This window comes from Microcoleus sp. AT8-A3 (genome assembly GCF_036705675.1).
Lineage (GTDB): Bacteria > Cyanobacteriota > Cyanobacteriia > Cyanobacteriales > Microcoleaceae > Microcoleus.
In genome coordinates, this window is record NZ_JAUBVD010000003.1 from 44,615 (window position 1) to 62,557 (window position 17,943).

18 protein-coding genes are annotated in these 17,943 nt (G+C 44.8%); 7 read left to right on the forward strand and 11 right to left on the reverse strand.

Translation table 11 applies throughout. The features are described from left to right. Nucleotides 1-72: 72 nt before the first annotated feature. Genes QUB51_RS02805 through QUB51_RS02815 form a run of 3 tightly spaced genes read right to left on the reverse strand, consistent with a single transcriptional unit; the run spans nt 73 to nt 1,394 of the window. Nucleotides 73-651, reverse strand: a complete 579-nt coding sequence (locus tag QUB51_RS02805) for an ACP phosphodiesterase (protein ID WP_333053640.1) — start codon at nt 649-651, stop codon at nt 73-75. A 3-nt stretch (nt 652-654) separates the two neighbouring features. Then, nucleotides 655-990 carry a XisI protein gene (locus QUB51_RS02810; protein ID WP_190740648.1) on the reverse strand — a complete coding sequence of 112 codons (336 nt, stop codon included), beginning with the start codon at nt 988-990 and terminating at the stop codon, nt 655-657. After that, entirely contained in the window at nt 978-1,394 is a 417-nt protein-coding gene (locus QUB51_RS02815) for an element excision factor XisH family protein (RefSeq protein ID WP_333053641.1), read from the reverse strand. The genes QUB51_RS02810 and QUB51_RS02815 overlap by 13 nt, the downstream gene beginning before the upstream one ends. Before the next feature lie 91 nt (nt 1,395-1,485). Here QUB51_RS02815 and QUB51_RS02820 point away from each other — a divergent pair, with 91 nt between their 5' ends. Then, on the forward strand, nt 1,486-1,773 hold the full coding sequence (locus tag QUB51_RS02820) for a hypothetical protein (RefSeq protein ID WP_333202092.1): 288 nt from the start codon (nt 1,486-1,488) through the stop codon (nt 1,771-1,773). A gap of 103 nt (nt 1,774-1,876) precedes the next feature. Here QUB51_RS02820 and acs read toward each other — a convergent pair whose 3' ends face one another. The 3 genes from acs to QUB51_RS02835 form a co-directional block, all read right to left on the reverse strand. After that, nucleotides 1,877-3,847: an acetate--CoA ligase gene (acs, locus tag QUB51_RS02825; protein WP_333053648.1), complete on the reverse strand. Its 1,971-nt coding sequence runs from the start codon at nt 3,845-3,847 to the stop codon at nt 1,877-1,879. A gap of 121 nt (nt 3,848-3,968) precedes the next feature. Next, a complete protein-coding gene (locus tag QUB51_RS02830) occupies nt 3,969-4,331 on the reverse strand; it encodes a DUF5615 family PIN-like protein (RefSeq protein WP_333053649.1) in 363 nt (120 codons plus the stop codon). Then, nucleotides 4,309-4,824, reverse strand: coding sequence for a DUF433 domain-containing protein (locus QUB51_RS02835; RefSeq protein ID WP_445243013.1), 516 nt, complete (start codon nt 4,822-4,824; stop codon nt 4,309-4,311). The genes QUB51_RS02830 and QUB51_RS02835 overlap by 23 nt, the downstream gene beginning before the upstream one ends. Nucleotides 4,825-4,929: 105 nt before the next feature. Between QUB51_RS02835 and QUB51_RS02840 the strand changes: the two genes are divergently transcribed. Next, the gene (locus tag QUB51_RS02840) at nt 4,930-5,610 is read left to right on the forward strand and encodes a restriction endonuclease subunit R (protein ID WP_333053650.1); all 681 of its coding nucleotides are present in this window, start codon (nt 4,930-4,932) and stop codon (nt 5,608-5,610) included. A gap of 229 nt (nt 5,611-5,839) precedes the next feature. Further along, the gene (galT, locus tag QUB51_RS02845) at nt 5,840-6,886 is read left to right on the forward strand and encodes a galactose-1-phosphate uridylyltransferase (RefSeq protein ID WP_333053651.1); all 1,047 of its coding nucleotides are present in this window, start codon (nt 5,840-5,842) and stop codon (nt 6,884-6,886) included. Between the two features lie 246 nt (nt 6,887-7,132). Here the strand turns inward: galT and QUB51_RS02850 are convergent, their stop codons facing one another. Both QUB51_RS02850 and QUB51_RS02855 read right to left on the reverse strand, forming a co-directional pair. Beyond that, the gene (locus tag QUB51_RS02850) at nt 7,133-7,417 is read right to left on the reverse strand and encodes a hypothetical protein (protein ID WP_333053652.1); all 285 of its coding nucleotides are present in this window, start codon (nt 7,415-7,417) and stop codon (nt 7,133-7,135) included. A 155-nt stretch (nt 7,418-7,572) separates the two neighbouring features. Next, nucleotides 7,573-8,550, reverse strand: a complete 978-nt coding sequence (locus tag QUB51_RS02855) for an acetamidase/formamidase family protein (RefSeq protein WP_333053653.1) — start codon at nt 8,548-8,550, stop codon at nt 7,573-7,575. 322 nt (nt 8,551-8,872) lie between these two features. Here QUB51_RS02855 and QUB51_RS02860 point away from each other — a divergent pair, with 322 nt between their 5' ends. The 3 genes from QUB51_RS02860 (at nt 8,873) to QUB51_RS02870 (ending at nt 12,716) form a co-directional block, all read left to right on the forward strand. Next, nucleotides 8,873-10,696 carry a metallophosphoesterase family protein gene (locus tag QUB51_RS02860; RefSeq protein WP_333259252.1) on the forward strand — a complete coding sequence of 608 codons (1,824 nt, stop codon included), beginning with the start codon at nt 8,873-8,875 and terminating at the stop codon, nt 10,694-10,696. A gap of 117 nt (nt 10,697-10,813) precedes the next feature. Continuing rightward, nucleotides 10,814-12,061, forward strand: coding sequence for a DUF262 domain-containing protein (locus QUB51_RS02865; RefSeq protein WP_333259249.1), 1,248 nt, complete (start codon nt 10,814-10,816; stop codon nt 12,059-12,061). A gap of 13 nt (nt 12,062-12,074) precedes the next feature. Continuing rightward, nucleotides 12,075-12,716 (forward strand): HEPN domain-containing protein, encoded by a 642-nt coding sequence (locus QUB51_RS02870; RefSeq protein WP_333259246.1) that lies wholly within the window; start codon nt 12,075-12,077, stop codon nt 12,714-12,716. Nucleotides 12,717-12,941: 225 nt separating this feature from the next. Here the strand turns inward: QUB51_RS02870 and QUB51_RS02875 are convergent, their stop codons facing one another. Both QUB51_RS02875 and QUB51_RS02880 read right to left on the reverse strand, forming a co-directional pair. Beyond that, a complete protein-coding gene (locus QUB51_RS02875) occupies nt 12,942-14,147 on the reverse strand; it encodes a DUF4336 domain-containing protein (protein WP_333259243.1) in 1,206 nt (401 codons plus the stop codon). Between the two features lie 126 nt (nt 14,148-14,273). Beyond that, nucleotides 14,274-15,095 carry a Uma2 family endonuclease gene (locus tag QUB51_RS02880; RefSeq protein ID WP_333231829.1) on the reverse strand — a complete coding sequence of 274 codons (822 nt, stop codon included), beginning with the start codon at nt 15,093-15,095 and terminating at the stop codon, nt 14,274-14,276. Between the two features lie 119 nt (nt 15,096-15,214). Here QUB51_RS02880 and leuB point away from each other — a divergent pair, with 119 nt between their 5' ends. Then, nucleotides 15,215-16,300 (forward strand): 3-isopropylmalate dehydrogenase, encoded by a 1,086-nt coding sequence (gene leuB, locus QUB51_RS02885; RefSeq protein ID WP_333259240.1) that lies wholly within the window; start codon nt 15,215-15,217, stop codon nt 16,298-16,300. A gap of 154 nt (nt 16,301-16,454) precedes the next feature. Here the strand turns inward: leuB and QUB51_RS02890 are convergent, their stop codons facing one another. After that, complete coding sequence (locus QUB51_RS02890; protein ID WP_333259238.1) at nt 16,455-17,933, reverse strand: bifunctional orotidine-5'-phosphate decarboxylase/orotate phosphoribosyltransferase; 1,479 nt, start codon at nt 17,931-17,933, stop codon at nt 16,455-16,457. Between the last annotated feature and the right edge of the window lie 10 nt (nt 17,934-17,943).

Genomic DNA, 17,943 nt, shown 5'->3' on the forward strand with positions numbered 1-17,943 from the left:
ATTTCATGCAGGTATCGCTTGGAGTATACACGAGTTCGTTATCACTAGCAACTGTAATTTTTGTTGTTTGTATTAATATTTGTCAACTGTGGCGTATTTTATCAAGTCTGGGAAAAACTCTCGAAAATCTGATTCTAATCGCTGATAGTTAGCTGTCAAATCTTCTATGCCGCTTGCCAAGTTATTTGTCCGCTTGATTCGGGCAGACATTCTTGTAAGAGTGATGCCGATTTCGGCGATGTCCTGATAAGATGAAAGCAAGTCGCGGGCAATTATTGTGGGCAGCACCCGCTGGAGAGATTCAGGCAATATATCGCGGTTGTCTTGCAGGATTTTATAGACATGGCGAGAAAAATCGGGGAGCGGAATTTCTGAATATTCGAGCCAATTTTTAGCTAAGAAGTGGTCGTAAAACACGTCAATCAAAACTCCAGCAAACCTGCGTCTCTCGGCGCAAACAAGGCTTTTACTCGATCGCACTATTGCGTGAGAGTCGGTGTAGCTATCTACTTTGCGGTGCAAATCGATGCCTTTTCTAATTTCATCGGGATAAAGGTTGATTGCCGAACCTTTGACAAAATCTCCTAAGAGGTTGCCAATCAAGGATTCTGGCGTGCCTTTTGATAAGAATAGATGAGCCAAATAATTCATTAACTACACAACTGCATAACCTGTATGAGGTCTGACATCGGCGGGATGAAAACCTAAAACAATGGAATCCTTGGAAATTCCAGCAGCTACAAGTTCTTTTGTCACGCCGTATTCTGTCTCATCTCGCTGTACCCAAATCTTATCATCAATAATATCTATATGAACCAAACAGCCGTGAATTCGTTTGGCTTTATCCCAGCCTAAAGTAACTAGCAGGTAACAATCAGATTTTTCATCAAACACGGCTTTACAAATTATATCGCCATGAGAGTAAGGAATTTTTGTGTAAGGTTCGAGAACTGTTTTAATGGTGGTTCTAAAGTTAGCTAAAGTATCCATTTTACGATCGCCTCTTGATTTGGGTCGAATACAATCAGCTTGAGCTTTTCATCTTCAATCATTAATTGACCGATCGGTTCTTCAAATAGAGATTCATAGGTGATATCGCGAACAGCCAGATAAAGCGTATGTTCTGGATAAGTTCTCTGAAGCACAGATCGATAAATAGTAAATTGTCCGATCGCCTCTCTCAAGTCCTGCATTTCTGAATCGCTGACAAAGCTTTTGACTTCCACAGCAATTTTCTGTTCTCCTCGTTCTGCAGCCAGCACCTGTTTTGCTCCCAGATCCACATACATATCTTTTTTCCCCCATTTCAGATGGAGAGGATCGTGAGTAATTATCCACCCATCATTGAGGAGAGATTTTTTAACTGTATTGTGGTACAGGTCTAAAGCGGGCATAGAACAACACGAGCAATATAAGACTTCACGGTTATATAATAGCAAATTATTATGCAATTATCTTAAACCGCAACTACAAGGAGAAAGAATAATGGCTGTTCTGGAATGTGTAAAACCGGGTGCTAAACTAGGTCAAATTATTCTTGCCGTCGATCTTACTGTTGCCGGTGCTGTCGATCGCATTTTAGCAAAAATTCAAGACTTGGGATATGACCCAGAAATTCGTCATGTCAACTATCCGTCTGGAGTCCACGTCTTAGCAATTCTCAAAGACGAACAGCATTCTGAAGCAGTTGATGATGATTACTTGTTAGAGGATTGGCTACAGGTAAGGTCGCAAATTAACCCAGATGCGGTTCATCTGTGGCGCGGTAAATAAACCAATTAACAATTAAACCGCAGATAAACGCAGATGAGCTGATGGGAATTTCATCAGCGTTCATCCGCGTTCATCTGCCTACATCTGCGGTTACAAAATACCCCTACGCACCACCGCGCAACTTATCCAAAACCGTCCGATCTTCCAAAGTCGAAGTATCCCCAGAAACCTCTTGTCCCGCAGCCAAAGAACGCAGCAAACGCCGCATAATCTTCCCGCTTCGAGTCTTCGGTAAAGCATCAGTAAATCGAATTTCTCCCGGACGGGCGATCGCCCCAATTTCCTTAACAACGTGCTGCTTCAATTCCTTAGCCAATTCATCGCTAGGTTGCTGCGAGTTGTCCAGCGTGACAAAAGCCACAATTTCCTCACCTTTAATCTCATCCGGTTTACCAACAACCGCAGCTTCCGCCACCGCTGGATGCGATACCAAAGCTGACTCGACTTCCATTGTGCCGAGTCGGTGTCCGGCCACATTAATTACATCGTCAACGCGGCCCATTACCCAGAAATAACCGTCTTTGTCCTTGTGCGCGCCGTCCCCTGCAAAGTACACAAATTCGCCATCTTTCGGGTGCAAATATTCCCAATAAGTGCGGCGGAAGCGATCGGCATCGTTGTAAAGTGTCCGCATCATTCCCGGCCAAGGATGTTTCACCACTAAATAACCGCCGCTTTCGTTAGTTACTGGTTCGCCATCTTGGTCAACAACATCAGCCACAATTCCGGGGAACGGTAGGGTTGCAGAACCGGGTTTTGTAGGAATTGCACCGGGCAAAGCGGTAATCATAATTCCGCCGGTTTCTGTTTGCCACCAAGTATCGACGATCGGACAATTCGACTTGCCAATTACTCGTTGATACCACATCCAAGCTTCAGGATTGATCGGTTCGCCGACAGTTCCTAACAATCGTAAAGAGGACAAATTGCGCGCGTTGGGCAAGTGTTCGCCCATTTTCATGAATGTTCTGATCGCAGTAGGTGCAGTGTAGAAAACGGTGACGCCGTATTTTTCAATTACATCCCAAAAACAGCCAGGATTTGAAGGGCGAGGAGCACCTTCATACATTAAAGTTGTCGCACCGTTGGACAGCGGCCCGTAGACAATATAACTGTGTCCAGTAATCCAGCCGACATCAGCAGTACACCAGTAAACATCGGTATCTTGGAGGTCGAATATCCATTTGGTTGTCATGTGGGTATAAAGGTTATAACCACCGGTTGTATGGACGACACCTTTCGGTTTGCCGGTACTGCCACTGGTGTAGAGTACGAACAGCATATCTTCGCTGTCCATCGGTTCGGCGGGACAATTTGCCGATACACCTTTTTGCAAATCGTGCCACCAATGATCGCGCCCGGGTTCCATGTCAATTTTCTGTTTGGTGCGCTGAACTACGAGAACGTTGGTAACGCTGGGTGTGGCATTATTTGCTAATGCTTTGTCTACTTGTGTTTTGAGGCCGACGGCGGTATCTTTGCGGAAGCCACCGTCAGCGGTGATGACGAGTTTTGCTTGGCCGTCGTTGAGTCGATCGCGCAAAGCTTCTGCACTAAAACCGCCAAAAACAACGCTGTGTACTGCACCGATTCTGGCGCAGGCTAGCATGGCGATCGCAGCTTCGGGAATCATGGGCATATAAATGCCGACGCGATCGCCCTTTTGGACTCCCAATTGTTTGATGACGTTCGCCATTTGGCAGACTTCGCGGTGGAGTTGCGCGTAGGTGAGGGTGCGGGAGTCTCCGGGTTCGCCTTCCCAAATCAGGGCGGCTTTATTTTTGCGCCAAGTGGTTAAGTGGCGATCGAGACAATTGTAAGAAATATTAATTTTACCGTTGACAAACCATTTAGCAACAGGCGGCTGCCAGTCGAGCACGGTATCCCAGTTTTGGAACCAGTCTAATTCTTGGGCTGCAAGTTCTGCCCAGAATGCTTGGGGGTCAGCTTTGGCTTTGTCGTAGAGGGCTTGGTACTCTTCTAGGCTTTTGATGTGAGCTTTTTGGGAGAATTCAGCGGGCGGCTGAAATAGCCGTTTTTCATGCAGAATTGATTCGATGGTATCTTGCGACATTGCTTTTAACTTTAACTTCGGTTAGTCTTTTTAACTATTGTTTGCATAAGTTGGGGCAAAAGTATGTTTATTTTCCTTAAGACTTTGGGGAATTTTGTAAATGTTGGATCTGCATGAGAAATTAGAGCACTGGTAAATTGTAAATTCTATCTTCGTACTCATTCTCAAATGATGCTTCATAAATCAAAATCAGTTCGTCAATATTTTGACCAATACTCAGCTTGGAATTCAGGAGAAAGATTCCGGGAAGATGGCGATTTTGCTCTAAATGATCTGTTAAATGAACGGGCATAGAGCGGCGGTTGTTGGTAACAAGAATGAAATTGTGGATTTCGCACCAAATAAGAATTTCTGGATCGAGAGTCCCTTTAGAAGGTGCTGTTAGTTCTCCCACTGCTAGAACAACCAGATCGGGATTGCGTCTGCGAATTTGGCTAGGATAGGCAGGATCGACATTTTCATCAAAGAGATACTGGATTGCCATCAGCTTTTCTCCTTGCATCTCTTTCTGCTCTCAGTTTGCGAAGTTTTTCGGCCACAGGAGGAGGATTGCGGCGCTGTTCTTCTCGCATTTTTTCGCCCCATTCCAACCATTCGGTTATGTATTTACCGACTGCTTCTTTGTTGTGCAGGTAGTACAAAATGGTCGCATAAACTTGTTCGAGGGTGAGCGATGTATAAATGTTAGCTATTTCTTCGGGAGTTCGAGCGCGAAACAGGTATTCATAGAGAATGGTTTCGATGCCGATCCGGGAACCTTTGAGCCGAATATCGTCAGGTCTGAGGAAGTTGAAATAGTCTTCTAGTTGCGTGGTTTGGTGGTTGGCTTCATGAGATTGCTTCTCTTTATTAATGTCTGTTCCTTCTGGAACCAGCACAATTACTTCGGCTCGGCTGTTGCGATATAAATTGAGCGGTTCACCAACGCACAATTGTCCTCGATCGTCGATCGTTGCCATCACTTTAATTGCTTTCATACAATCTACCCGATTTACAGGAGCGATATCTGGTATGATTATATCATAACAAATCCGATGGTAATTCTTTTATAATTGACATAAACAGCCGATCGCACAAAAGCCATGACGCAAAATTTTGAAGCAAGCCAACTATCGCTAAATGACGTTCACCGCCTTCTCAAATTGGAAAGACAAACAGGAGGAGGATTTACTGATTTTTTCTCTCTGGAACCTCTGACGGATTTTGAACAGCAGGAATTATTGCAAATCAGCAATGACTTTTGGCGCTATCTAGAAGTGGGAAAGGTTTCTGAAGAATTGGTTAAGTTTTTGTCACTTTCACCGTTAATGAAATTAACGGGATTTTTTAAAGTTCCTGTGGTGCTGACAATGGAAGATAGCATCCCCATCGAGGTTGAGGATGCGGATACTTTAATTAAAGGCCGCTTGGATGTCTTAGCGGTAAATCAGCCGGATGCAGAGCTCGCGGCGGCACAGTTTTGGATTTTGGTAGTGGAGGCGAAAAATAGTGCGTTAGCGAAGCCCTCGAAGAGGATCGATCCTTGGGCCGGTTTGCCGCAATTGCTGACTTATGCTTATAAAAGTTTGCAGCAGCAATCGTCTGTTTGGGGATTGACCACGAATGGACGTAACTATCAGTTTGTGTATCTGACGCGGGGAAATCCTTGTACTTATCAGATTTTACCGGAATTGAATTTGATTGACCGAGAGCGATCGCTCTTGTTGGCGCAAGTGTTGAAAGCGATTTGCAAGTTGCAGAATGTGCAGTTGCAGTTGGCTTAATCTCTGCAGTTAAAATCTGTGCTTACCCGTACTGCCTAGACAGATATTCTGTACCAATTTAGTCGTAATCGCCCTCTATCGTCGATGCCAAATGTTGTTAATTTCTGTTGGAAAAATGCTGGAAAATTTATAAATCAATATCTGTTAAAGAAATGCAATAGCTAGTGACATAATACCAATTATTTTATAGAATTATCAACGTTTAAACCCTGCAACTGAAGGTAAAAAAATGTCTGAACTTAGACAAAATTTAATTACCAGAGATTGGGTAATCATCGCCACCGAACGGGCGACAAGACCGGATCAATTCGCTAACAAAAAAAAGTCGGCTGCAGTAGTGCCCCCGCACCGTGCCGATTGCCCGTTTTGCGTGGGAAATGAGGAAGACGGAACCTTAGAAACTTGCCGTTTGGGCGATTCCCTACGGGATAGCTTCGCTTCACGCACGGGCTGGAAAGTCCGGGCAATTCACAACAAATATCCCGCCCTCTCCCCGACAGCCAAATGGATGAGGATATCATCGGGAATTCACCGCACGATGGCGGGAATCGGCGTGCACGAAGTAATTGTCGAACATCCGCGACACGATTTGACGACAGCTTTGTTGAGTGTTGAAGAAGTTGAAAACATACTTTTAGTATACCGCCAGCGCTATGTAGAAATTAGAAAAAATCCCCACATTGAAACTATTATTATCTTCAAAAATCACGGGGAAACTGCCGGAACTTCTCTCGAACACCCCCACTCGCAGATAGCAGCGACGCCCGTTGTACCCAGCCAATTTCGCAGCCGCATCGACGAAGCTATTAGATATTTTGATGACACCGGAGAATGTCTGTTTTGCCGAACTTTGGAAGATGAATTAGCGGCGGAGGAAAGAGTGATTTGTGAGAGTGAACATTTTGTGGCTTTTATCCCTTACGCTGCACTTTCACCGTTTCACACTTGGATTTTTCCGCGCCGACATTCCTCTTCATTTGATGACCTTACTGATGGGGAAATTACGGATCTTGCTGATACTTTGAAAACTGTACTGGCTAAGCTTTATTACGGATTAAACAATCCCGATTACAACTATACTATTCGATCGGCACCGATCGCCGAAGGGGGAACAAAATACTTTCACTGGTATATCGCAATTATTCCCAGAGTCACCAAGCAAGCTGGATTTGAGTTGGGCAGCGGGATGTTTATCAATACTGCTTTGCCCGAAGAAAGTGCAGCGTTTTTGCGATCGATCGAAATTCCTAGCGACAGTAATTTCCCCCCCATCTAAAGTATCCTACATCACAATAGGTCAAGTTTACTTAAACTGGGGGTGGAAATGCACCCAGCTATTCTGAGTTGCGAGTCTGCGTTGAGGGAAGAAATTGATATTATTTGAGATTTGAGATTAAAGAATTGGGCATAACGCATGATCTAATGGTTTAGATCACCGGCATAAAGTTGGATTCTTTTTTAAACTGCTATAACTTACGCTCTCAAATTATGAACGTACAAATACTTATGGATTTTACCAAACTCACAATAAACTTTCGACATACTGCCAGCCGTCGTCGCTAAAAGTAGCTCTCAACATATCTCTAATTTTAGCATCGATCGATAATATTCCCTCACCCGATTCAACATTCTCGCCGATTTCGCAACTGTCTTCAGACATATGTTCTTGGATGTGGGCCAGAGTATCAGCGAAATTAGCCAGAAAATAATGTTCGTGCACCCACGCTGTTGGATCTGGTATTGCTGCACTCCCAAAAGCTCGATCGACTAAATCTTTTTTGGCAACATCGTCAGTCTGGTTTTTCATGTTGAGTTCGATTGAGGTAGAACTGGTAACTTATCCATTTTAAGCTTAATTGTCAACAGGAACGCGATCCCGATCGACCACAGCAGTGACAAATTTGTGTAGTTTGTGCGATCGCGATCCTAATTTTTTGGTCGCTCGCGTGTTATCATATTACCTCAAACTCGGTGGTCAATAATGTTCACATCGAGCAGAATACACTTGGGAATCATTCCGTGAACTCCTTTTTGAGGATTGTTAACAGCCTGCGTAATCCGAAAATTTACCGCAAGCGAACACAAAACATAAGCATCTTCCTCTTGGAAACCTGCAAACTTTTGCAGCCAATAAACCGTCTGTTTTACTGCCAGCTCAAACGCTTCATCTAATGTTCTACCGAATCCCATAATCACAATATGAGTGGGCGTTTCCGCAAACGGAAATATCAGAAATAAATCCTTGCGTAAGATGATCTGAATAGTCCCGTTCATCGAAGTTTCAATCGCAGTACCGTCAACTTCACCATCTCCTTGTGCCGAATGTCCGTCGCCAATGGACAGTAAACCGCCGCGCAGAAAAACAGGTAAAAATAACCGCGTTCCTGCTTGGAGTTCCTGATTGTCCATATTGCCGCCGTAGCGCTCTGGAGGAATAGAAGAACGGTTGATTTGTGCATTAGCAACGCCGATAATTCCAAAAAAAGGATGCAGGGGAATCCGAATGCCGCTACCTGTGGGAAATTCAGCAGTTTTTTGCTCTAAATCTAGCGGAATAAACCGCAATTTAGGTTCGGGGAAATACTCAGGTAAAGAACCCCATCCGGCGCGAATTGCATTAAATCCTACGGGCAAACTTGGGTAAACATCCTCAATGTGAATTTCTAAAACGTCTCCCGGTTCGGCATGGTTAACATAAATCGGGCCTGTCAGCAAGTGGGGCCCCGGCCCAACTTTGCGGTTGGGAGGCAAATTCTGACAAATATCTAAAAATTCGGGGGTGAGAAATTCGGGCGGGGCCTTGTCAGCAACATAATATCCTGAATAGGTTTCGATATCGATGCGATCGCCCGAATCGACAGTTAAAGCAGGTTCGATATTCGGAGAAAAACCGCCCAAGTGTACGGTTTTGCAGTTAGCCTTGAGAAGGTGGCGGGTCATGGGATTTTAGATTTTAGATTTTAGATTTTAGATTGAAGTCAGGGTGTTAAGAATGTTATATCGCAAGTCTCAGTCATTTTTGATTTTTTTTTATGAACCGCAGAGGGCGCAGAGGGCACAGAGAAAGAGAATGGAGAACTCAGAAGATTTCCAAAAAGGGTGGAGGTTTCTTTTATCGGAAATATTTTACTAATTTCTTAACTTTTTGATAACGTGGGTAGTTTAAAATTTAAAGTGGGTGGCGCGGGTTTATATATTATTGGGGTGGGGAGTTCTGTTTGGCTGGTGCAACCCGCCCTTACAAACTAATGACTAATGAATTATGTTAACGCCTTTGCCCAATAAAGTAGAATTTTCTCAAGGTTATTCTCGCAATCCCTGGTTTTTTGGTGTTTTGATTTTGATTGTCCTATTGCTAGGTTTCATGATGCAATCTTACCTTAACAAACCTCAGCTTTTAACCGACCCGTTTCTGCAAGTCCCAACAGCAAACTCGGTGCGAGTTGTCTGGTTCACAGAGTTTGCCGGTACTCGCAACACAGTTGATTACGGCGAAAAATTGAATCAAGTCGTGACGGCAAATACTACCAAGCTAAGCCGCACTCGCGAAGACAAAGACTCGCGCATTTCCGATGAAATGAAACAAAGCATCATTGACAGCAATCCAATTGTCCGCGACATCTGGCGCCACGAAGCAGAAGTCCCCAATTTAATGCCCGGTGTTCGCATTCCTTATCGAGTCACCAGCGAAAGGAAAGACGGCGCATCTGTCAGTAGCAAAATTTTCACTCTTTCTCCCACGCCAGCAGCAGGAAGTGCGCTCAAAATTCTCCTCACTTCTGACCATCAATTGATGCCGATGACAGCAGCAAATCTCCAGAAAGTAGCCGAAACAATTGGGAGAGTTGACGCGGTTTTTATGGCAGGGGATTTAATTAATATACCCGATCGCGCTTCTGAATGGTTTGACGATTACCGAGGCCGCGCCTTCTTTCCGTCTCTGCAAGGTCGCGCATTTTCCGAACTCGACAAAAACGGCATCAAAACCGTTTACAGCGGCGGCGAACTGATTCAACACGCGCCTTTATTTCCGGCCATTGGCAATCACGAAATCATGGGTCGCTTTGCAACCAACAGCAAACTCGATGACCAATTTAACGATCCTTTTCCCCGCGCCGCTGCGGAGAAAATATACGCTCAACGTGCTGCCTCTTTGAATCTTAATAATGACTCTTCAGTGCGGGAAATCTGGCTAAAAAACAAGAGTTTTAATAGCGATACCTATGACGAAATTTTCAATTTACCTGGAGGCAAAAATTACTATGCTGTGACTTTTGGGGATGTACGCTTAGTGACTTTGTATGTTACGAATATCTGGCGGACTCCGAATTTAGATCCGCGTGCGAGAGGCAGGTATCGGGAACGGGACGAAGATTTTAATCATCCCGAAAAATGGGGATACGGACAGCATATTTTTGAGCCGATTGTCAAGGGCAGCGCTCAATATAATTGGCTGCAACAAGAGTTAAAAAGCTCGGAATTCCAGCAGGCAAAATATAAAATTGTGATGTTTCACCACCCGCCCCATTCTCTGGGTGACAATATTGTACCTGCTTATACTGACCCTGTGCAAATAGTCGATCGCGCTCTCGATGGCGAGATTAAAATGGTGCGTTACGAGTATCCGAAACAGCAAGATTATCTGATTCGGGATGTAGTGCCGCTACTAGAAACAGCGGGCGTGCAGTTGGTATTTTACGGACATTCGCACTTGTGGAATCGGTTTGTAAGTTCCAGCGGAATGCACTTTTTGGAGAGTTCTAATGTGGGCAACAGTTACGGTGCTTTTGCGGGGGAAAAGCGCCGATTTGTGCCGCCGGCATATCGGGAAGATTACAGCGCTATTGGAGACCCGAACGGATTGGAACCTGTGGTGCCGACTGTTGCGCCTTTGTTGGGAGAAGACGGGCGGCCGCTGCCTTATATTGATAGCAATGATATTACGGCTTTTACTATTTTTGATACGGGGGAGGGTACGGTTAGCAGCTACTATTTTGATACGCGGAAACCGGAGTCGGAAGTGGTGAAGTTTGATGAGTTTAAGTTGAAAAATTCGCCATCTAGCTTAAAAATCCGTAAAAATTAAAAGCGATCGTTTTCATAATCGATAAATTAGTTACTGCTATGATAACTTAAGGCTTCTGACTTCTGCTATACTTAGGTATAATGTATCCAAATTAAAATTACCCAGTAGAGCGCGGTCATGCCTGAACTAAACCTCTTAGAAAAACAAGAAGAAGTAAGCTTCGATGAGGAAGAGGAAGCTCTAGATTATGAGCTTGAATCTAATGGTAATCCCAAATCAGTCTTAGACGAAATTTCCGAAATAATTGTAGCTGGAAATGACTGGACGACAGCCACCATACTCGATCAACTTGTTCGTGACAATATTCAACTTAATCCAAGATTTCAAAGGCGAGATGCTTGGGATATAACTCGTAAAAGCAGGTTTATTGAATCTATTTTTCTAGGATTTCCCATTCCAGATATAGTTTTGGCTTCTCAAGATAAAAAACGCGGAAAATTTGTAGTTCTTGACGGCAAGCAACGCTTGCTTACGATTCTGCAATTTTATGGAAGGAGCGAAACTCCCAACGATAGTTTTGCTTTGAAAAACTTAGAATTTAGACCTGAACTCAATGGTTGTACGCATGAGGATCTAAAAAACGATCTTCTCCATAGTTCTGTACTTGATGCACTGGATAATCAAACTCTTCGTACTACATTGATTCGGAATTGGCATACAGAAAGTTTACTCTACAAAATTTTTCTCCGTCTGAATGTAGAAAATACTCCGCTATCTCCACAAGAACTCAGGCAAGCATTGCATCCAGGTGATTTCATCAATTTTTTAGATGACGAATCAATTAAAAATCAGGCTTTAAGAAAAATACTTAAATCCCAAAATCCCGATCCTCGGATGCGCGATGTCGAATTATTACTGCGATATGTAGGATTCCATCATTTTTTATCCGATTATCGCGGTAATCTTAAAGTGTTCCTGGATATGACTTGCAAAAAGCTCAACAAGGATTGGAAAGAGAAAGAAACTGAGGTCAGATATACAGTTAGCCAATTTGAAAAGGCAGTGCAAACAACCACTACAATATTTGGAGAAGAAAATATATTTCGTGTGTGGTTGAGTAGTTCTAATAGTTACCGAGGCAAGTTTAATCGAGCTATTTTAGATGTAATGGTTTTTTATTTTTCAGATCCAGTTATTAGTGAAGTTGCTGAGAAGAATCCGGCGGGTGTGCAAAAAGCTTTTAAAGAGTTATGTTCATCATCTAATAGCGAATTCAGAGAAGCTGTTGAGAAAAGCACAACTAGCATTCGCGAAACTCATACTCGTCTCTCACTGTGGGGCAAAGCTTTGTTAAAGGTTTTGGATGTAGAGTTTAATGTACCTGAACTCGTAGATAACCATATTATCTTTAACGGTTTGAGGTAAGTTATTAAGAGGTATGCCAAAATCCGTTAGATTTCGTACTCTAACCCAGCAGTTAAATAGGTTAAAAAAACAATTTTTTCCTAAGATTAATCCTCTAGGTTCATATTCCGAGCGGCAGCTAGCCTTAACTCTTGCCTACAGAGTTTTAGTTCATGCCGAAATTGAGGCTTATTTTGAGGACAGAGTTTGGGAAGTAGCCCTTAATGCTAAAAAGAATTGGGATAGTCAGGGTAAGAGTTGCCGTACTTTAATCTGCTTGCTTGGCTTTTCTGGTCAAATGATGGAAGCACCACCAGATACACTGACTCCAACTAAGGGAAGTAAAGCTTTGCCACCGGAAAAAATAAAAGTCAACAAAAAAATAGATTTAGCTATTAATAGTTTTAAGCGAAGTATTGACCAGAATCATGGCATCAAAGAATCTAATCTTCTGGCGTTGCTTTTGCCAATAGGAATAGATACCGATGATTTAGATTCTGTTTGGCTGGCTACCATGAATACGTTAGGGGAAGAAAGAGGTGTGGCGGCACATACTTCAGCTACATCCCCGAAAACTATTAGAAGCATAAATCCTATACATGAACTGCAGAGGGTAGAGCAAATTATTCAAGAACTTTTGAGGGTGGATGAGATGATTAATAATTTAATGAGATAAATGAATAAACCGACACCAATTGTCAAGAGTTTAATCTTTTTGGTAGGCTTCTAGCCGGAACGGGCTCTCCGGCCCGTTCCACAATACTTTATTTTTTTGTGGCACAGGCATCTTGCCTGTGCTCAAACGGGCTCTCCGGCCCGTTCCACAATACTTTATTTTTTTGTGGCACAGGCATCTTGCCTGTGCTCAAACAGCTTATTCAGAATGGTGCAAAATTTCCGATTAAACCTTGTCTTTCGCAGGCGGAACCAAACCTGTTTTATTCAAACCCGCATCAATCTGCCTGAGCAATTTAAAATCATCTTCGGGTAAAGAATTAACAGGCGAGTGTTTTTCCAGAAACGAGAATGCTTGGCGAAATTCACGCGGCCGGGAGTCGATCGCACCATCGAAGTGACAAGGTACAATTTTTTCAAAGTCCCAACTCGCCACTTGATCCACCCAATCGAGAGTTTCCCGCGGCGCGCGGTTGAGAATCAATGTCTGCAAAATCGGCGCGACCAACAACCGCCCTCCTCCCCGCAAAGCCTCAAAAGATCGCACCCAATCTGTTTTCCACTTGAACGGATACAACCCGAAATAAGCTTTCCTAGAGCGTTCTGGCGCTTTGCGTGCGCTGGCAAATACCTCCGACCACGGCGGCACTTCCAGCACGCTGGGGCTAAAATACATGGCAAATAAGGCGATTCTCTGCCACCCTTTACGCCGATTTTCGTGGGTGTCTGCCACCGTGTCCGAGGCGCTGTCTTTGGCGTGAAACAGCAGCGGGTACGAGTCGAGTTGGACGATCGCGGGAGGATTTTCGGGAATGGAAACTATGGAATCTGTTAACATCAGCGTGCGCGATCGTCTGTGAAATAAGGCAACTTCAGCAAATCTGCCCAAACCAAGGTCGAGGGGGCCGAGAATTGCCCAGTCAAATTGATCGGCTAAGGGGGTGTTGCTGCTGTCAAAGGGCAGTACAGAAGTGCGTTTCGTGGGCAAACCCAGCCAACTCAGCGGCAAATTCACGGGGAAACTCCACTGCTGCGGGGCGACAAACACCTGCGCTTCGGGAAAACACCTCGCAAAGGGGCCGACAAAAACTTTGTGCTCGATGCCGGAAACCGTTGTCAGCAGGATGTACTTCACCTCGCCGTGCTCTGCTACTAACTCTTTTACCAAGCGGATGCACTCAGGAGTCGGTGCAACGGGGGCGTAGACGAGAAGGCCTTCGGGTTCTAGTTTAATTACTGTCATCCGAATCGGGACGACAACGTAAAAAATGCCTTGTAGTTGGTCAAAAGTCCAGATTGTATCCTTGACTATTTCCTTGCGGATAGTGCGCCGCTTGCTGTAGGGATAGAGGGGGACGACTGGCCAAAATGCCCAAGAATAGTCCCTAGAATCAATCTGTGCTGATGTTGGTATGCCTTCGCCCTCTGCCACTGGTGCGACTCCTTGCCGATTTTTTTGTACGTGCGTGCGATCGAACTATTTTTATCTTATTTCACTCCTGTTGCGCGGATTCGAGGAGTTGAAACCGGGTTTCACCAGGCCTGGGTGCGAGAACTATTAAACCAACTTTTCAGGATCGATGCCTAGTTCCCGCAACCGCGCCGCTAGTCTTTCCTCTCGCTGTTGAGATTCTATGAGTTGCTGTTGAGATTCTAGAACTTGCTGTTGAGATTCTATCAGTTGCCGTTCCGCCGCCGTTGCTCTTTCACCCGGACTCAAAATCAACCCTCCTTGGGCCGTAAACCACCGCAACCACAACCGATTCATACTCTTATAACTGCCTTGCCACCAACCTAAACTCAACTGCAACTCAGGAATAAATAACCGCCCATCAATTAATTCTGCCTGTTCATAGTGGCCTCCTACAAGATGAAAAGCTCGCAATTCATCCGTGTAGCGACTGAAAATAAAATAGTAAGGAATCCGCAAAATTTGTTCATAAACTTGCCACTTAGTCGGCGGTTCCCCAGCTTGCTGAACAGTCCGCCCTAAATCTTCATCTTCAGTGCCCGGCGATAGCAATTCCACCACCACAAACGGATTTACCCGTTCTTGCCAAACTACATAACTCAAACGCATATCGCGCCCTTGATAAAGCCTTGGCACACCCACCGCAGCAAACCAATCCGGGCGTTTATGCCAGCGCGGTTGTGTTGCATCGTAATACAAATTTAGGTCACTGGCTGTAAAGACTTGTTCCGCATCCCATCCCGGCGGCAAAAAGGTGAATTCCAAGAGTTGCGGCTGATCTAAATGAAATGTATCGGGCAAACCGGGCTCCTTTGGGTCTTCGCTAGGTAAATCGTACATTGTTGGCAAACTCTGCCGGGGGTCTAAAGGCGGTTCAGCTTGAGCAGGCGGGTAAGTCGGGAATGTCATAATGAATTCTGAGGTTGCTTATCCTGATATGATTATAGCCTTGTGAGAATGTCTTGCATTTCCAAAGAATTCCCATTAACTCTCAATCTCAAATCTCAAATCAAAACTCCAAAATCGATATGACTCAAAACTACCGCATCACTCTTTTACCAGGAGACGGCATCGGCCCTGAAATTATCGCTGTGGCGGTAGATGTCCTGAAACTTGTCGGCAAACAATTGGACATCGGCTTTGAATTTCAAGAAGCTTTAATGGGCGGCGCTGCTATTGACGCAACAGGCAATCCGCTGCCAGAAGAAACACTAGAAAAATGCCGCAACTGCGATGCAGTATTGTTAGCAGCAATTGGCGGTTACAAATGGGATAATTTGCCCCGCGAACAGCGCCCGGAAACTGGATTATTAGGACTGCGCGCCGGATTGGGATTGTTTGCAAATTTGCGTCCGGCGACTATTTTACCGCAATTGGTTGATGCTTCTAGTTTGAAACGGGAAGTTGTCGAGGGCGTGGATATTATGGTAATCCGCGAACTCACAGGCGGCATTTATTTCGGCAAACCAAAAGGTATTTTTGAGACGGAAACAGGCGAAAAACGCGGCGTTAATACGATGGCTTACACTGAGTCAGAAATTGACAGAATCGGGCGAGTTGCTTTTGAGACGGCCAGGAAGCGGGGGAAAAGGCTGTGTTCCGTTGATAAAGCGAATGTTCTGGACGTTTCGCAACTGTGGCGCGATCGCATTATTGCCCTTTCTTCAGAATACCCTGATGTCGAACTTTCTCACCTCTATGTTGACAACGCAGCCATGCAGTTAATTCGCTGGCCCAAACAGTTCGATACGATTGTCACCGGCAATTTATTCGGCGACATTCTTTCCGATGCGGCGGCGATGCTAACTGGTAGTATTGGGATGCTGCCTTCTGCTAGTTTGGGAGCAAGCGGGCCGGGAGTTTTTGAACCCGTGCACGGTTCCGCACCAGATATCGCCGGACAAGATAAAGCCAATCCCATCGCGCAAGTTTTGAGTGCGGCAATGATGCTACGTTACGCCTTAAATCAGCCGGAAGCTGCTAATAAAATCGAGCAAGCCGTTGTCGAAGTTTTGGATCGAGGTTATCGCACTGGCGATATCATGTCGGAAGGCATGAAACTCGTCGGCTGTCGAGCGATGGGCAATGCTTTAATTGAAGTTCTGCAAGGTTGATTTATTTACCTTTACTCGTTCCCAGGCTCTGCCTGGTAACGCATTTGAGGAGGCTCTGCCTCCATTAAAACAAGCCAAATGAGACAGAATTTTGGAGGCAGAGCCTCCGGGTATTAATTACCAGGCATAGCCTGGTAACTAGATATTTTATAATTTAATGTTCCGCCGTCAAAAGCTGAAATTGCTCGGTATCGATGCGATTTGCTCGATACAAAACTTCAGCAATTTCCGAAAGCGCTAGCACAGAATGTGCGCGATAACCGTTGGCCTGCATCTTATCTTTGACTCCCTGTTCGTGGTCGATTAATACCACAATATCTTCCACATTCAAGCCAGCCGATTTTAACTTAGCCGCGCCTTCCATCACGCTTTTGCCACTAATCAAAATATCATCGACTACGACAATCGTTTCTCCTGCCTGAAAATGCCCCTCAATCAATTTGCCTGCACCGTAAGTTTTCACCTCCTTGCGCGGGAAAATCATCGGGCGTTCCATCCGCAATGCTAAACCAGTTGCTGTGGGTAAAGAACCGTAGGGAATTCCCGCAATGCGATCGAATTTTAAATCCTTGAGAATGTCTGCATAAGCGCTGACAATTTGATGGAAAATCTGCGGAATAGAAATTATTTTCCGCAAGTCGATGTAATATGGAAATACGGCTCCCGATGCTTGTACGTGGTCGCCAAAAACTACGCAGCCGATGTCATAAAGTTGCAAGATTAAATCGCGGTGAGGTTCCGGTTGCAAAAAGCAAACATCCGGCAGCCACAGTTCGCAAGTGGGACTACCTTCGATCGCCCGCAGCCTCTGTTTATTAATACTATCCCGCAATTTCTCAATTTCTCGGCGCGGCTCTTTCCCCGCTAATAAACTTGGGGGGACTGGCAGCAGCAAATCTTCACCATTCTTGCTTAAACCGGCCGCCAGCAGTTGTGCGAGGTCGTTTTCTTCTGTGAGGTCATTTTCTTCGCCGATGTCTCCTTCGACTAAAATTAGGCGTTCAGGAGCCTCTTTGCGGATGCGGGCTAACATATCCGGCAATACTCCTACTTCTAAACCGACTTTTTCGGGAGTTCCCCAAGTTTGAGAGAGTCGGACTAATTGCAAGTAAAAAGGGTTGTTTGGCGTCGGGTATTCTTGCACAGCCGCTGCTGACGGGTTGGCGGTGGCACAGAGGACAAAAACAGTTTTTCCCGCGTATAACAAAAAAGGCGCTACTTGGTCGAATCCGGGATAGGGACTTAAAGTAATAGCGTCAACTCGCCAGTCTTGAAATACAATTTTGGCAAACACTGTACTGGTATTTAAATCGCAGTGTTTGGCATCTAAAATTACTGGCAGGTGAGGGGGAATAATTGTTAAAATTTCTTGCAGCAAAGCCCAACCGGGAATACCGAGAGATTGGTAAAAACCGAGGGTGATTTTGCAGGCACAAATTAAATCGGCTGTTTGGTCGATCGCACTTTTTAGCTTTGACAACAACTCAGTTACAAAAGTTTGAGTTTCCTCCCCAGTCATGGAAACCAGCGCGGGCAAGGTTTCCGGGTCGGGGTCGAGGGCTAAATAAAGCAAACTTTGATTGCTTTCAACAGCAGCTAACAGTTTATCGAAAAAGTTGGTTTGATCCGTCATAGTGTGTTAT

Bases quoted from the DNA above. Each gene is read 5' to 3' on its own strand.
- QUB51_RS02805 (WP_333053640.1), bottom strand. From the start codon at position 651: ATGAATTATTTGGCTCATCTATTCTTATCAAAAGGCACGCCAGAATCC.
- QUB51_RS02810 (WP_190740648.1), bottom strand. From the start codon at position 990: ATGGATACTTTAGCTAACTTTAGAACCACCATTAAAACAGTTCTCGAA.
- QUB51_RS02815 (WP_333053641.1), bottom strand. From the start codon at position 1,394: ATGCCCGCTTTAGACCTGTACCACAATACAGTTAAAAAATCTCTCCTC.
- QUB51_RS02820 (WP_333202092.1), top strand. From the start codon at position 1,486: ATGGCTGTTCTGGAATGTGTAAAACCGGGTGCTAAACTAGGTCAAATT.
- acs (WP_333053648.1), bottom strand. From the start codon at position 3,847: ATGTCGCAAGATACCATCGAATCAATTCTGCATGAAAAACGGCTATTT.
- QUB51_RS02830 (WP_333053649.1), bottom strand. From the start codon at position 4,331: ATGGCAATCCAGTATCTCTTTGATGAAAATGTCGATCCTGCCTATCCT.
- QUB51_RS02835 (WP_445243013.1), bottom strand. From the start codon at position 4,824: ATGAAAGCAATTAAAGTGATGGCAACGATCGACGATCGAGGACAATTG.
- QUB51_RS02840 (WP_333053650.1), top strand. From the start codon at position 4,930: ATGACGCAAAATTTTGAAGCAAGCCAACTATCGCTAAATGACGTTCAC.
- galT (WP_333053651.1), top strand. From the start codon at position 5,840: ATGTCTGAACTTAGACAAAATTTAATTACCAGAGATTGGGTAATCATC.
- QUB51_RS02850 (WP_333053652.1), bottom strand. From the start codon at position 7,417: ATGAAAAACCAGACTGACGATGTTGCCAAAAAAGATTTAGTCGATCGA.
- QUB51_RS02855 (WP_333053653.1), bottom strand. From the start codon at position 8,550: ATGACCCGCCACCTTCTCAAGGCTAACTGCAAAACCGTACACTTGGGC.
- QUB51_RS02860 (WP_333259252.1), top strand. From the start codon at position 8,873: ATGTTAACGCCTTTGCCCAATAAAGTAGAATTTTCTCAAGGTTATTCT.
- QUB51_RS02865 (WP_333259249.1), top strand. From the start codon at position 10,814: ATGCCTGAACTAAACCTCTTAGAAAAACAAGAAGAAGTAAGCTTCGAT.
- QUB51_RS02870 (WP_333259246.1), top strand. From the start codon at position 12,075: ATGCCAAAATCCGTTAGATTTCGTACTCTAACCCAGCAGTTAAATAGG.
- QUB51_RS02880 (WP_333231829.1), bottom strand. From the start codon at position 15,095: ATGACATTCCCGACTTACCCGCCTGCTCAAGCTGAACCGCCTTTAGAC.
- leuB (WP_333259240.1), top strand. From the start codon at position 15,215: ATGACTCAAAACTACCGCATCACTCTTTTACCAGGAGACGGCATCGGC.
- QUB51_RS02890 (WP_333259238.1), bottom strand. From the start codon at position 17,933: ATGACGGATCAAACCAACTTTTTCGATAAACTGTTAGCTGCTGTTGAA.